Here is a 14,436-nt window from a genome sequence, read left to right on the forward strand (position 1 = left end):
TTGTCTCCTCTAGGACCCGGCCGCGGCGATCGCGGACTGGATGTCGGCGGCGGCCTGGTCCACCGTCTTCTCGCCCTTGATCGCGGCGTACGCGTTGTTCTGCACGGCCCGGGTGACCGCGGGATAGAACGGGGTCACCGGCCGGGTCACGGCGTTCTCGATCGACGTCTTCAGCGTGGGGATGTACGGGTACTGCTCGATCAGTTCCGGGTCGTCGTAGACGTCGGCGCGGACGGGCGCGAGCGACCCCTGCGAGAGGAAGAACGCCTGCGACTTCTTCTCCAGGAAGAACTTCAGGAAGTCGGACGCGGTGGCCTTGTGCTCCGAGTACACGTTGATCGCGGCGCTGTGCCCGCCGAGTGTCGAGTGACCGGGCCCGTTCTTCCCCGGCAGCGGCGCCACCGCGAACTTGCCGGACACCGCGGAACTGCCCTGACCGTTCATCAGGCTGTACGCGTACGGCCAGTTGCGCATGAACAGCAGGTCGCCGCTCTGGAACGCCTGCCGGGCCTGCTCTTCCTGGAACGTGACGGACTCGCGGGGAATCGCACCCGAACGGTACGCGTCGACCAGGGACTGCAGGCCCGCCTTGGCTTCCGGGGTGGTCATCGTCGGGGTCACGCCGTCCGGTCCGAGGATCGACCCGCCCGCCGTGTTGATGGCCTCGGACGCGTTGACGGTCAGGCCCTCGTACTTGGCGTACTGGCCGGCGTAGCAGCCGATTCCGGCCTGCTGCGCCGTCCCGCACGTGCCGATCAGCTCGTCCCAGGTGGCGGGCGGGTGATCGAGCAGGTCGGTGCGGTAGTAGAGCAGGGCGCCGTCGCTGGTCTGCGGCGCCGCGTACAGGACGCCCCCGTATGTGGCCCCCGCGACGGTGGCGGGGAGCAGGCCGGACGTGTCGATCGCCATCGGGCCCTCGAGCGGTTGCAGCCATCCGCGGGCCGCGAATTCGGCGGTCCACACGACGTCGACGACGGCGACGTCGTAGCCGGGATCGCGGGACTGGAAATGCTGCACCAGGTCCTCGTGCTGCTGGTCGGCCTGGTCGGACTGCTCCTTGAACGTCACCTCCTCACCGGGATGGGTGGCGTTCCACTCGTCGATCAACGGCCGGACGACGTTGGAGTTGTCCTTACCCTGCACGTAGGTGATGGGTCCGCGGCCGTCCAGGTTCTGCTTTTCCGCCTGCGCGGCGGCGTCGATGCCCTGATCGGCGCAGGACGTCGCCGCGAACAGGACCCCGACGGCCACCGCGGCGGCGGCGACGCGCTTCATCGTGATTCACCCGAGCCCGGTTCCGACAGCCACACCGCGGCGTCGGACGGGAGCAGTCCGCCGGTGATGCCGGCGATTGAACCGAGCACCACGGTCGAGCCTTCGGGAAGTGCGGCCGGTTCGGTGCCGGTGTTCACCCAGCACTGCACTGCGCCGCGGGCGAACGCGAGAACGCCCGGGGGAGTGTCGAGCCACTCGAGGGGATGCGGGGTGTCGAAGAACTCGGGCCGCAGTTCCAGCGCCCGGCGGTACAGCGTGAGGAACGACTCGGGGTGGCCCGCCTGCGCTTCCGCGGTGTGCGGGGCCCAGTGCCCGGGCTGCGGAAGCCAGGTGTCCTCTTCCGCGTCGAACGGGGAGAAGCCGTACGGCACTGCGTCGTTCGACCACGGGATCGGCACCCGGCAGCCGTCGCGGCCGCAGTCGGTGAAGCCGGTCTGGAACCACGTCGGATCCTGACGGACGTCGTCGGGAAGGTCCTCGACCTCTTCCAGTCCGAGTTCCTCGCCCTGGTAGATGTACGCGGTGCCGGGCAATGCCAGCTGCAGCAGCGCGGCGGCGCGGGCACGGCGCCTGCCCAGGTCGTGGTTCGGCTCCTCGAGCGCCCAGCGGGCGCGCTCCCAATCGGTTTCGACGAGGTGGTCGGGCTGCGAGCGGGAGTAGCGGGTGACGGTGCGGGGCACGTCGTGGTTGGAGAGCACCCAGGTGGCGGGTGCGCCGACGGTGGCAGCCTGCTCGAGCGCGTCGTCGATCACGGCGCGAATGCTGTCCGAGCGCCACGGGGCGCGCAGGAAGTCGAACTGGAACGCGGTGTGGAGTTCGTCGGGGCGCAGGTACCGGGCCAGCCGGTCGTTGCCGGGAACCCAGGCCTCAGCGACGAAGACGCGGTCGTTGTAGGCGTTGGCGACGGTCCGCCAGCCCCGGTACACCTCGTGGACGGCATCCTGGTCCCACGCGGGGTGGGGGTCGGTGTGCTGCGAACCGGGAAGGCGCTCACCGGCATCGGGCAGTGCGGGATCCTTGGCCAGGCCGTGGGCGACGTCGATCCGGAAGCCGTCGACGCCCTTGTCGAACCAGAAGCGCAGGATGTCCTCGAACTCCGCACGGACCTCGGGGTGCTCCCAGTTGAGGTCGGGCTGTGCGGGAGCGAACAGGTGCAGGTACCACTCGCCGGTGTCGAGACGGCTCCACGCGGGACCGCCGAATGCGCTCTGCCAGTCGTTGGGCGGCTCGTCGCCCGCCGGGCCGCGGCCGGGCCGGAAGATGTAGCGCTCGCGTGCTCCGGGCTCGTCGCGGAGCGCGGCCCCGAACCAGCGGTGCTCGCTGGAGGTGTGGTTGGGCACGATGTCGAGGATCACGCGGATCCCCAGCTCGTGGGCCTCGGCGATGAACGCCTCACCCTCCGCGAGCGTGCCGTACGACGGCTCGATGTCGCGGAAGTCGGCGACGTCGTAGCCGGCATCCGCCATCGGCGACGGGTACCAGGGGTTGATCCACACGGCGTCGACGCCGAGGTCGGCGAGGTAGGGCAGCTTGGACCGCAACCCGGTGAGGTCGCCGATGCCGTCGCCGTTCCCGTCGGCGAAGCTGCGGATGTAGACCTGGTAGACGACGGCCGTCTTCCACCAGGCTTCGGGGTGCCGGCTCGCGACGGTGGTTGCGGTCGACTCCACGGACTGGGTCATCGAATCTCCTCGGTGCGGGGATGGGATGGGCGAATGTGATGCGTAAACGTTTGCGTAATGAGCGTGAGGCACATCACAGGTTGCTGTCAACTCGAACAGGGTGATTTCTTTTCCGCACTACAGCGGCTTGCGTTCCGTGAGGAACTTGCGCAAATATTTGCGTTGCTCGCTTACTGTGGGAACGTGATCCCCAAGCAGTCCGTGAACATGGCCGACGTCGCGCGCCGCACCGGCGTCTCGATCGCCACCGTCTCCCGTGCGCTGCGCGGCGAGAAGGGGGTGTCCGACGCGACGCGACTGCGGATTCAGCGGGTCGCCGACGAGTTGGCGTACGTCATCTCGCCCGAGGCGTCGAAGCTGTCGGGCGGCGCGACGGGCCGGGTGGCCGTCGTCGTGCCGTGGATCGACGCCTGGTTCTACTCACGGGTCCTCGCCGGCATCGAACACGAACTCCGTGCCGCCGACCTGGACGTGATGCTGTACTGCCTCGAGGAGTCGTCCCAGCGTGAATCGTTCTTCGAGCGACTTCCGTTGCGCCGCAAGGTCGATGCGGTCATCGCCGTGGCGTTTCCGCTGACCGGGCCGGAGCGGGCACGGCTCGAGGAGATGGACGTGACCGTGGTGGTCATCGGCGCGCACGCCGGTGACTTCCCGTCCGTCCGGATCGACGACGAACTGGCCGCGCGCCAGGCCGTCGGCCATCTGATCAGGATCGGGCACACGCGGATCGGCATGATCCGCACCGTCGACCCGGAAGGGCGGTCCTGGGCGGGCGACATCGCCCGGGTCGCGGGTTTCCACGGTGCACTCGCCGACGCCGGACTCGACGACGACTGCATCGCGACCGTGCCCTGGGGCGTCGAGGGCGGCGAGCGCGGCATGGAACTGCTGCTCAGCCGGGCCGACGTGCCCACCGCGGTGTTCTGTCATTCCGACGAGGTCGCAGTCGGAGCGCTACGCACGCTGCGGCGAGCGGGGGTACCCGTCCCGGCCGGGATGTCGGTGATCGGCATCGACGATCACCCGACGGCGGAGCTGGCCGACCTGACCACGGTCCGGCAACCGGTGGGAGAGCAGGGAGCGGCGGCGGGCCGGGTGGTCGTGGACCTGCTGAGCGGGCGGGAACCGGCGGAACGGGCGGTCGTGCTCCCGACCCACCTGGTGGTCAGGGGCTCGACCGCCCGTCCCGCGGAACTCTGAGGTCAGCGCACCAGGCGCTCGCCCGCCGCGTCGGTGGCGAAGAGGTGCGCGTGTGCCTCGTCGACGCGGACGTGCACGACCTGGCCCTTCTCGGGTGGGTTGCGCCAGTCGACGCGCGCGACCAGGTTCTCGGTTCGCCCGTGGACGGTGGTGCGGCCGAACACGAATGCCTCGGAGCCGAGCTCCTCGACGACGTCGATCTCGAGTTTCAGTCCGCCGGAATCGGCGATCTCGACGTGCTCGGGACGGATCCCGAAGATCACCTCACGCCCGCCCGCCGCGGTCAGGGCGTCGCGGGGGACGGGCACCAGCTGGTCGCCGACCAGCACGCCGCCGTCGGTGACGGGCACGGTGAACAGATTCATCGACGGTGAGCCCATGAACCCGGCGACGAACACGTTCGCGGGCCGGCGGTAGAGCTCGCGCGGGGAGGCGCACTGCTGCAGCACGCCGCCCTTGAGGACGGCGACACGGTCGCCCATCGTCATGGCCTCGACCTGGTCGTGGGTGACGTAAACGGTGGTGGTGCCGAGGCGGCGCTGGAGCTGGGCGATCTGGGTACGGGTCTGCACGCGCAGCTTCGCGTCGAGGTTCGACAGCGGCTCGTCCATCAGGAACACCTGCGGTTGCCGGACGATGGCGCGGCCCATGGCAACTCGCTGCCGCTGGCCGCCGGAGAGTGCCTTGGGTTTGCGGTCGAGGTAGGCGCCGAGGTCGAGCATGTCGGCGGCCTCCGCGACGCGGGTGCGGATCTCGGACTTGTCGGTGCCTGCGAGTTTGAGGGCGAAGCCCATGTTCTCGGCGACGGTCATGTGCGGGTAGAGCGCGTAGTTCTGGAAGACCATCGCGATGTCGCGATCCTTGGGTTCGGCGTGCGTGACGTCGCGGCCGCCGATCAGGATCTGGCCGCCGTCGACGTCCTCCAGTCCGGCGAGCATCCGCAGCGACGTGGATTTTCCGCAGCCGGACGGGCCGACGAGGACGAGGAACTCGCCGTCCTCGATGTGCAGGTCGAGTTGGTCGACGGCGGGGACGTCGGACCCGGGAAAGAGCCTGGTAGCGCGGTCATACGTGATTGTTGCCATGAGAAATGAATCCCTCCACCGGCAGGAACGTGCCGGACGATCCGAGTGTCAGGGGCGCGTCGGCTTGTGCCGACGGGAGAAAACTATGGCGCAGATCACAGGGCTTGTCCACTCGGGCGTCCGGCGTCCACGCCCACTCCGGACGAACGGGACGCTCGTTGCGTCAGATCGAACGAGCGTCCCGCTCGTCCGTCGAACATTCCGCCCCGTCAGTGCGGCAACTGCGTCCGACGCCCCAGGGCGGGGACGGCGATGCCGAAGAGGAACGCGATGGCGACGCCGAGCACGGTTTCGGAAAGCCGTTCGGTGAAGGGGTATCCGGCCTGTTCGGGATCGGAATACAGCAGCAGGACGAACACGAGGAACGTGGTGAACGTGGAGGTCACGTACCAGCGACTGCGGTGGGTTGCCGCGGCAGTCGCGACGACCGCGACGACGGCAGCGCTGTAGACCCAGTCGGCGGGAGTCGCACCGACGACGAGCACGGCCGCCGTTCCCCCGATGAGCATCGACGCGATCCGTCCCGCCATGCGCGTCACCTGTTCGTCGGTGTCGGGACGCATCACGAGAAGTGCTGCTGCGCAGGCCCAGCCGACGTGGTCGAGGCCGAGGGCGAACCCGATCGCGGCGGCGGTCGCGCCTGCGGCGCCGAGTCGGACGCCGTACCCGAGGGTGATCGCGGTCCCGGGCCGAACGGGCGCGTCGGCAGCATGTTCGGGGAGCGGCAGCGAAACGGCATACGCGAACACCGAACCGCCGATCATGAGCACCGCGAGCCCGACTGCTGTCGCCGGGTCGTCGTAGCTGAGCCCGACTCCGACCAGCGGCACCGACAGCGTCGACAAGACCCTGCCGAGGTTTCGCCGCTTCGCGACGGTGGTCCGCGCGAGCGCCGCCGCACCGACTGCGAGGGCGAACACGACCACGATCGCCAGCAGGGGTGTGCGGGCGACGAGTGAGCCCAGCACCATCGGCAGCCCGGTCAGGATCCCGATGAGAATCAGTGTAGCCCGCGCCCGTCGGGTCGGCGGCAGTCCCATGATCGCCGCGGGCAGCACCCCCACCGCCAGCGCGACACCCGACGGGACGGCGACGGCGGCGGTGACCGCGGCGGCCGGCGCGGCGTCGACGGCGCCGAGCGCCGCGGCCCGCCATTGCCAGTCCATACGCCGGGTGCCGGTCTCACCCGGTTCCGGCTGCTCGTGGGCGCCGGGCACGAGCTACGGGCCTGCCGACTCGATCGACCCAGGGGAGCTCATCGAATCCTCCTTCGTGCGATTCGGCGATCGCGATCTCAGATTCCTCCTACCTGTGCGGACGCGGATCACTCCTCGGGGATGAGATCGCGAAGCGGCCGGTCGGTGCTGACATACCCAGCACTTTGTTCTCAGAAAAACCAAAGTACGTATTGATAACGAGCCAAAGGTCCTCTAGTGTCAGCGTGACACCGCTCACTCGTAGATTTGAAGAGGACACGAGACATGGCTCTGACAATTGGCATCGACGTGGGTGGCACGAAGATCGCTGCCGGCGTGGTCGACACCGACGGAGTCATCCACCGGATGGTGCGTCGTGACACCCCGTCCCACGATGCGCGCGGTGTCGAGAACGTCATCGCCGAACTCGTCCGGGATCTGGCCGATACCCACCCGGTCCAGGCCGTCGGCATCGGCGCGGCAGGCTTCGTCGCCGCCGACCTCAGCACCGTGCTGTTCGCCCCGAACCTCGCCTGGCGCAACGAACCGCTCGGTGCGGTGGTCGAAGCGGCGTGCGGATTGCCGACGGTGGTGGAGAACGACGCCAACGCCGCCGCCTGGGGCGAAGCGCGCTTCGGGGCCGGGCGGACGGGACAGACCGTCGTCGTGCTCACCGTGGGAACCGGGATCGGCGGCGGCATCGTCGTCGACGGCGTCCTCCACCGCGGCAAGTTCGGGGTGGCCGCGGAGTTCGGGCACCTCAACGTCGAACCGCACGGCCGCCGGTGCGGCTGCGGCAACCACGGCTGCTGGGAGCGTTACGCCAGCGGGCGGGCACTCGTCCGGGAAGCGCAGGACCTCGCGAACGTGTCGCCCGGTTTCGCCGCCGACCTCCTCGCCCGCGCAGGCGGCAGGGCCGACGCCATCACCGGCCTGCACGTCACCGCCGCCGCACAGGACGGCGACCCCGCCGCGCTCGAATGTTTCCGGGTGATCGGTTCCTGGCTGGGACACGGCATGGCGGACATCGCCGCGTTCTTCGACCCCGACCTGTTCATCATCGGCGGGGGAGTCTGCGAGGCCGGTGAACTGCTGCGCGGTCCCGCCGCCGCCGCTTTCGAGAACCGTCTCACGGGACGCGCACATCGACCGGTCGCCGAGGTGCGACTGGCGGAACTCGGCGCGAACGTCGGCATCGTCGGCGCCGCCGATCTGGCCCGGGAACGAGTTCTCGGGCTCGCACACAACGGCTCACGAGTATCTGGAGGAGTGCAATGTCCAATCGGTTGAGTCTTCCCATTCCGGTCGCCGAGGTGTGGGACTGGCAGAGGGACGCCGCGTGCCGCGGCTACGAATCGTCCACCTTCTTCCACCCCGACCGCGAACGTGGCCGGGCGCGCGAGATGCGGGACTTCCGCGCCAAGATGATCTGCCGCGGCTGCCCCGTGCTGGTGCAGTGCCGGGAGCACGCGCTCAGTGTCGGTGAACCGTACGGCATCTGGGGCGGTCTCTCCGCGAACGAACGCGAAGAACTGCTCGCCAATCACCACGGGCGGGTGGACGAGGCGGTCGCGGAATCGTTCGGGTTCGACTTGGCACGCCAGGCCTGACCGGTCAACTGCCCGCGGGCAGCATGACCACCCGGCTGTTGTCGGTGTCCGCGACGTACACATCGCCCCGGCTCGACACGGCGATCCCTTCCGGCTGGTCCAGGCCCGTGAACGGGAGGACCTCCTGCTCGTCCGAACCGGCGGGCAGCCGCAGAATCCGATTGTGGTTCTGGTCGATCGCGTACACGGTTCCTTCGTCGTCGACCACGACACCACCGACGCTCTGGAGGTCGGTGAACGGCAGGAAGCTCTGGGCGCGGGTGGCGGCGTTCCACGCGAGCACCTTGTTGGGCGTGCCGACGTACAGATCGCCCTGCTCACCGACGGCGACGGCGAACGGCCCGATCACCGTCAGGGGTACCTCGACGGGAGCGGCGGTGACGTCGCGCAGGGCCATCACCCGGTTGTTCAGCGTGTCCGCGACGTACAGCGTTCCATCCGGCCCGAGCGCGATTCCGAACGGCTGATTCAACCCGCCGATCGGCATCGGTACCTGGGTGCTGCCGTGCAGCATCGTCACGGTGTTGGTCACGAGATCGGAGACGTACACGTCGCCGGACGTGCTGACCGCAACTCCTTGCGGAACGTCGAGTCCGGTGAAGGGAAGAACCGCCTGCTCGTAGGATCCGGCGCGCACCTCCAGAACCTGCTTGGCCGCGCTGTCCGCGATGTACAGGTTCCCGCTGCCCGAGACCGCGAGCCCGGCCGGGCCCTGCAAGCCGGTCAGCGGGAGCACCACCTGCCTGTCGGCCGACTCCTCGCCCGGCCAGACGACATAGGCGACAGCGGCGGCGACGAGGACAACCGCCAGAAGGGCGGCGAGCAGCCAGCGTGTGCGCCGCCACCGGCCCGCGACCGTTGTCGGTGTCGTCGGCTCCGCACCCGGCTCGGCGTCGGGCCGGGTCACGGCGGGACGGCTCGTCCGGGTGGTCGCGGCGGAGTCGGCGAGGGCGGCAGGACGGGTGACGCTGCCGGGCGCGTCCCACTCGATCGCGTGGACGGCGTCGCTGAACTCACGACATGTCGAGTAGCGCTCCTCGCGCTCCTTGGCCATGGCGCGCGCGACGACGGCGTCGACACCGGCGGGCAGCCCCGGTCGCACCACGCTCGGCTTGGGAATCGGCCCATTCAGATGACCGTGCATCACCGAGGACGCGGTGGTCCCCGGAAACGGCGGTTCGTTGGTGAGCAGATGGAAGAAGGTGCAGCCCAACGCATAGATGTCGACACGGTGGTCGAGTTTCCGGCCCTCGATCTGCTCGGGCGCCGCGTAGTGCAGCGTCGCCACCAGCATCCCGGTGCGGGTCAGCTGATGCGTCTCGTCCAGGGCCTTTGCGGTGCCGAAATCGGTGAGCAGCACACGTTCGGGGTCGCCCGGCGCGAGCAGGATGTTCGCCGGCTTCACGTCGCGATGCAGGATCCCCGCCCCGTGCGCGTGATCGAGCGCCTTCCCGGTCTCGCTGATGATGTGCACGGCGCGCTCCACGTCCAGTGCCCCGGAATTGAGCGCTCTCCGGGCGTCGACGCCGGGAACGTACTGCATCGCGATCCACAACCGGCCGCCCTCGCGGCCGCGGTCGTGGACGGTGACGATGTTGGGATGGTCGAGATGGGCGGCGTGGTCCGCTTCCGACTCGAAACGCGACCGGACGTAGTCGTCGCTCGTCCACGACGTGTCGAGCAGTTTGAGAGCGACCTTGCGCGGCAGGTTGGGATGCTGGGCGAGGTAGACGGTGCCCATCCCGCCTCGTCCCAGAACCCGTTCGATCACGTAGCCGGCAAACACCGTGCCCGGTTCGAACTCGCCGCTCACTCGGCTTCACCGCCTCCCGGGACCCTTCCCCATTGAACCCCGACGCCCGGTCAGTCCGGTAGCCTGCGCATCTCGATGACGGTCAGTCCCAGCGCGTCGAAGCGGGCCAGCATGCCCCGGAGATCCGTCGGGCCGTCGACCGGACCGTAGAGCGTCGTGTCACCGGTCGTGACGTCCGAGACGTCCAACTCGGGGAAGGCCGCCAGCACCCGATCGGACAGGGCGCCGCTGATCAGGAAGGCGTACCTGACCTTGCCGGGCCAGTTCGATTCAGGACGCACCACGGCGGGCTCCTTCATTCGCATCGTCGTTCCAGAACTCGGTCAGCCGTAGATTTCAGGGTGACCGACGGAACGGCGACGCGCCTCACCCGCAAGTGGTGAACCGTCTCAGAGCAAACCGTTGTGTTGCGCGGCGGCGATCGCGTCGCGGCGGGACGTGACGCCGAGTTTGCGGTAGATCCCGCGCAGATGCGTCTTCACCGTGTTCACCGACACGCACAGGTCGGCCGCGATCTGCTCGGCGGTGCGCCACGACGGAAGCTCCACGAGGAGTTCCAGTTCACGGGGAGTGAGCATGTCGGATGCCGTGCTCTCCGACCGCGGAAACGACGCGCGGAGCCTCTCCGCGAACGGTTCGAGGACCCCGAACCGGCCGGTGCTCCGCACGAGGAGATCCCGGATCTGTGGTCCGCAGTCGTGGAACGGACGCAGCACCGACTGCGGCTCCGCGAGACGCAACGCCTCGGTGAGTGCGCTGTGGGCGCGCGAATCATGTTTGCGGGCAAGCGCGATCGACGCGTCCACGAGCCACGCCGCGATCAGGTTGGTGCCCGCGGCGCATTCCAGTTCACCGTCCAGGACCGGCTGGATCGTCCGGCGGGCCAGGTCGAGGCGGTGCAGGTGCAGGTGAATGATCGCCTCGACGAGGGGTGTGTCGCCGGTGGGCCCGAGGAAGGCCTGCGCCTCGGTGGCCAACTCGTGCGCCCACCCGATCTCACCGGCGGACAGATACGCGTACTGGATGGCGGGCAGCAGCACCGCCCGGATTCCCGGCGGCATCGGCAGCGCGGACGACACGGGGCTGTCCGCATGCACCATCGTCACCGAACCGTGCCGGTGTTCGGACTCGTCGAGACCGAACAGGGCCGCGGCGCCGTCGGCGAGACCGGCGGTTCCGGTGCTCGCGCGACGCAACGCCTCGGCGGATTCGGCGGCGACGCGGGCGGCGTCGGGGTCCATCCGCATGTAGCGGCACCAGGAGTCGATGAGCTTCGTCAACTGGAACGTCGGATCGCTCGTCGCCGACTGCGTCCGGCCGATCGTCAGGGCCTCGTCCACCAGCTCGGACGCCACCGTCACGTCCCCCCGCGACATCGAGACGGCGGCGAGAGTCCCCAGGCAGTACATGACGCTCAACGGTGCGTCGCCGAGCCTCGCGTGCGCGAGCGACCTCCCGAGCACGGCCTCCGCCTCGTCGTCCCGTCCGAGGAAGAGCAGCGCACGCCCTTCCTGGAGCAGGACGAACGCATCGAGATCGGGGTCGCCGCTCGATCCGCCGCCCACGCTCTGCAGCCGCTTCAGCGCGGTCTCGATGTCGCCGGTGCCGATCGCGGTCTGCACCCGCAGCGATTCGCGGAGCAGCAGGTGCACCCGGGATTCGGTGGCGCCGTCCACCAGCAGACCCGACTTCCTGCGGTCGAGGAGTTCGAGGGTGGACGTGGCCACCGGGATGTTTCCCGAGGCGAGCGCGGCGGCGGCGCGGAGCAGCCGCGCCGACGGATGGTCCTGCGACGCACGGGGCGCCCTCGTGAGAATCCGGTCGACGGCCTCGCCGTGGCCGCCGATGATCAGGGGCAGCGACGTCCGGGCCAGCAGAGCCACGATCTCGTCGTGATCACCGGAGTTCACCGCGTGTTCGAGTGCGAGCAGTGCATCCCCGAATTCGTCGTGCCAGTGGGCCGCCGTCAATTCGAGATGCTCGACTTCGACGTGGCCGATCCGGCTGATCTCCGCGCGCAGATAGCTGCGCAGCAGCGGGTGGTAGCGGTAGTGCGTGGGGTTCTCGGTGATCCGGCTGATCAGGAAATTGTGGTGCTCGAGCCAATCGATGTTGCCGTGCGCGTCGGTGCAGCCCGTGAGTTTCTCGGCGAGTTCGACCGTGAACGAGACGGGGACGGACGTGCGCAGGAGGAACTCGCGCATCTCGTCGGTCTGGCCGGCGAGGACCTCCTCGATGAGATAGTCGGCGACGGCCCGGCGGTCGCCCGAGAACTCGGCGATCAATCGGCTCGGATCCGGATGTCCTTCCAAAGACATTCCCGCCAGCCGGATTCCGGCAGCCCAGCCCTCCGTGCGAACCATCAGGGCGTCGAGATCGTCCGGGGACAGCACCACGCCGTGCTCGTCGAGCATCTCGGCGGACTCGTCGGACGTGAAGGCGAGATCCGTTGCCGTGAGCGTGAACAGCCTGCCGTCCAGGCGAAGCCGCTGCAGCGCGAGCGGCGGCTCGAACCGTCCGACGATGACCGTCCGCAGCATCGGTGGTTGCCAGCGCATGAACGACTCGAGGTCGGTGAGCACGTCGGTGTCGCGCAGGAGATGGGCGTCGTCGATGATCATCCAGATGTTCTCGCCGAGTTCGTGCAACGCGGCCGACAATGTGGCGCCGAGGTCCGGTGACTCGGAAACGAGCCCGGCGCACGCCTTCTGCAGACGAGGATTTCCGGAGTCGGTGAGCGCGCGGAGGATCGCCCGGTGGACGACGTCGAGGTCGTTGTGCCGCTCCTCGATCGTGAGCCAGGCAATGGTCGGAGCGTCGTCGGCGGCCAGCAACTCCCGCGCCCAGTCGGCCACCGCCCGCGTCTTTCCCGACCCGGCAGGCGCGCAGACCAGCGCGACCGGATAGGGGTGGGTCTCGTCGGTGAGCGCGTCGGTGAGCATGGTGTGCAGGCGGGTCCGGGTGACCGTTCGACCCCCTGCACTCGAAGGTATTCGAGTACTCAGATGAAATTCCCCGAGCGGTGCTGCCGCCACGCCGACCCCCAATTCTCGCTGCACCGAGAAACGATCTTCGACAAACGTCAATCTCCGACGCAGTAAGCCGGTGCGATGATTTTAGCGAGAACCCGGTGTTCTGTGTGGATGAACGTGGTTTCCGCAAACCGGCAGCAATCCGAAGTTCACACGAGACGGGTGAATCCGTAGCCGGCGGATCGGCGGACCATGGCCACGTCGGAGAGCACACGGCAGCGGCGAAGTGCCTGAATGGAGTGACCATGAAGTTGGCAGTGGCCGGGCTGATGATGTCGATCGCACTCGTCGCTGCGGGGTGCTCGACCAGCGACGATGCGCTGGAGACGAGCGCGTCGCCGACGACGGCAGGCGGGACCGGCGCGGTCACCGTGCCCGACGCCTACACGGGACTGATCCTCACCCCGATCGGTGATCCGACCTTCCCGTTCCCGGGAACCGACGGGAAGTACCACGTCGCTTACGACCTCCAGTTGACGAACGCGACACCCGTCCCGGCGACCCTCGACAAACTGGACGTCGTCGACGGGACCGACCCGGCGAAGGTGATCGCGTCGTTCTCCGGTGCGGCGCTCGTCGAGCCGAATTGTCCGTACGGCGACTGCAACCGGTTGCGGATGCTCACCGCGCCGGCCGCCACCTCCACGGCGATTCCGCCGCAGGAAAGTCGCATCGTGTTCGTCGACTACACGTTCGACTCGCTCGATCAGGCCCCGAAGGCGGTGCTCCACCACCTCTACGGCAGCGCCGCCGCGGCTCCGTCGTCGCGGGAACCGTCCGCCGTCGACTATCTGACCACCGCCCTCGACATCGATGCCGGGACCCCACGCGTCATCTCGCCACCGCTGAAGGGCGACAACTGGATTGCCCTCAACGGCTGCTGCCTGCCGGGCTTCCCGCACCGGACGTCGCCGCTCCCGGTCGACGGCAAGATCAACAACAGTCAGCGGTTCGCGATCGACTGGAAACGCACCAACGACCAGGGCGAGTTCTACACCGGCGACCGGACGAAGAACGAAAGCTACGTCGACTACGGGTCCGACGTGTACGCCGTCGCCGACGGAACGGTCGTGGCCACGCTCGACAACGTGCCCGCCAACGCCCCGGGCACACTGCCCGCCGAGGTGCCGGAACTCGCCGCGAAACTCACCGTCGAGAACGTCGACGGAAACCACGTCGTCCTCGACCTCGGGGGCGGCGTCTACGCGATGTACGCGCACTTCATCGAGGGTTCGCTGCTCGTCAAGCCCGGGGACAAGGTCTCGAAGGGCGACACCCTCGCGAAACTCGGGAACACCGGCAACGCCAACGCGTCGCACCTGCACTTCCAGCTTATGAACGGCCCGAGCCTGCTCTACGCCGACTCCCTGCCGTACGTCTTCGACAGCTTTGAATACGAGGGGCAGGTGGCGCCGAAGCAGATCCTCGACGCGGACGACTACCTGTCGGGGCAGTTCCTGCAGGGAAAACTGCCCAGCGGTGAGCCGCGGACGGATCAGCTTCCGAGCAACCTCGCGATCGTCGACTTCGGATAGGCGGCTCC

Annotated in this window: 11 protein-coding genes; 4 read left to right on the plus strand and 7 right to left on the minus strand. The window is 68.6% G+C overall.

Annotated features, from left to right (window positions below; translation table 11 throughout):
- Positions 1-9 precede the first annotated feature (9 nt).
- Both JWS14_RS23175 and JWS14_RS23180 read right to left on the minus strand, forming a co-directional pair.
- The gene (locus JWS14_RS23175; protein WP_206014469.1) at positions 10-1,275 is read right to left on the minus strand and encodes an ABC transporter substrate-binding protein; all 1,266 of its coding nucleotides are present in this window, start codon (positions 1,273-1,275) and stop codon (positions 10-12) included.
- Positions 1,272-2,957, minus strand: a complete 1,686-nt coding sequence (locus JWS14_RS23180) for a glycoside hydrolase family 13 protein (protein WP_206014470.1) — start codon at positions 2,955-2,957, stop codon at positions 1,272-1,274. Before JWS14_RS23180 ends, JWS14_RS23175 begins: the two co-directional genes overlap by 4 nt.
- A 183-nt stretch (positions 2,958-3,140) precedes the next feature.
- On the opposite strand from JWS14_RS23180, the gene JWS14_RS23185 reads away from it, so the two are divergent.
- On the plus strand, positions 3,141-4,157 hold the full coding sequence (locus JWS14_RS23185) for a LacI family DNA-binding transcriptional regulator (RefSeq protein WP_206014471.1): 1,017 nt from the start codon (positions 3,141-3,143) through the stop codon (positions 4,155-4,157).
- Positions 4,158-4,159: 2 nt separating this feature from the next.
- On the opposite strand, the gene JWS14_RS23190 is transcribed toward JWS14_RS23185, so the two are convergent.
- Entirely contained in the window at positions 4,160-5,242 is a 1,083-nt protein-coding gene (locus JWS14_RS23190; RefSeq protein WP_206014472.1) for an ABC transporter ATP-binding protein, read from the minus strand.
- Between the two features lie 209 nt (positions 5,243-5,451).
- Positions 5,452-6,459 carry an FUSC family protein gene (locus JWS14_RS23195; protein ID WP_206014473.1) on the minus strand — a complete coding sequence of 336 codons (1,008 nt, stop codon included), beginning with the start codon at positions 6,457-6,459 and terminating at the stop codon, positions 5,452-5,454.
- A gap of 264 nt (positions 6,460-6,723) precedes the next feature.
- Here JWS14_RS23195 and JWS14_RS23200 point away from each other — a divergent pair, with 264 nt between their 5' ends.
- Together JWS14_RS23200 and JWS14_RS23205 are read left to right on the plus strand one after the other, a co-directional pair.
- Positions 6,724-7,728 carry an ROK family glucokinase gene (locus JWS14_RS23200; RefSeq protein WP_072938118.1) on the plus strand — a complete coding sequence of 335 codons (1,005 nt, stop codon included), beginning with the start codon at positions 6,724-6,726 and terminating at the stop codon, positions 7,726-7,728.
- The gene (locus JWS14_RS23205; RefSeq protein WP_005253437.1) at positions 7,713-8,048 is read left to right on the plus strand and encodes a WhiB family transcriptional regulator; all 336 of its coding nucleotides are present in this window, start codon (positions 7,713-7,715) and stop codon (positions 8,046-8,048) included. Before JWS14_RS23200 ends, JWS14_RS23205 begins: the two co-directional genes overlap by 16 nt.
- Before the next feature lie 4 nt (positions 8,049-8,052).
- Here the strand turns inward: JWS14_RS23205 and JWS14_RS23210 are convergent, their stop codons facing one another.
- The 3 genes from JWS14_RS23210 to JWS14_RS23220 all read right to left on the minus strand — a co-directional run bounded on the left by JWS14_RS23210 (position 8,053) and on the right by JWS14_RS23220 (position 12,803).
- The gene (locus tag JWS14_RS23210; RefSeq protein ID WP_206014474.1) at positions 8,053-9,861 is read right to left on the minus strand and encodes a serine/threonine-protein kinase PknD; all 1,809 of its coding nucleotides are present in this window, start codon (positions 9,859-9,861) and stop codon (positions 8,053-8,055) included.
- 50 nt (positions 9,862-9,911) lie between these two features.
- Complete coding sequence (locus tag JWS14_RS23215; RefSeq protein ID WP_072938116.1) at positions 9,912-10,160, minus strand: hypothetical protein; 249 nt, start codon at positions 10,158-10,160, stop codon at positions 9,912-9,914.
- A gap of 90 nt (positions 10,161-10,250) precedes the next feature.
- Positions 10,251-12,803: a winged helix-turn-helix domain-containing protein gene (locus tag JWS14_RS23220; RefSeq protein ID WP_206014475.1), complete on the minus strand. Its 2,553-nt coding sequence runs from the start codon at positions 12,801-12,803 to the stop codon at positions 10,251-10,253.
- 335 nt (positions 12,804-13,138) lie between these two features.
- On the opposite strand from JWS14_RS23220, the gene JWS14_RS23225 reads away from it, so the two are divergent.
- On the plus strand, positions 13,139-14,428 hold the full coding sequence (locus JWS14_RS23225) for a M23 family metallopeptidase (RefSeq protein WP_206014476.1): 1,290 nt from the start codon (positions 13,139-13,141) through the stop codon (positions 14,426-14,428).
- Positions 14,429-14,436 lie beyond the last annotated feature (8 nt).

It is taken from the genome of Rhodococcus koreensis (assembly GCF_017068375.1).
GTDB lineage: Bacteria > Actinomycetota > Actinomycetes > Mycobacteriales > Mycobacteriaceae > Rhodococcus_F > Rhodococcus_F koreensis.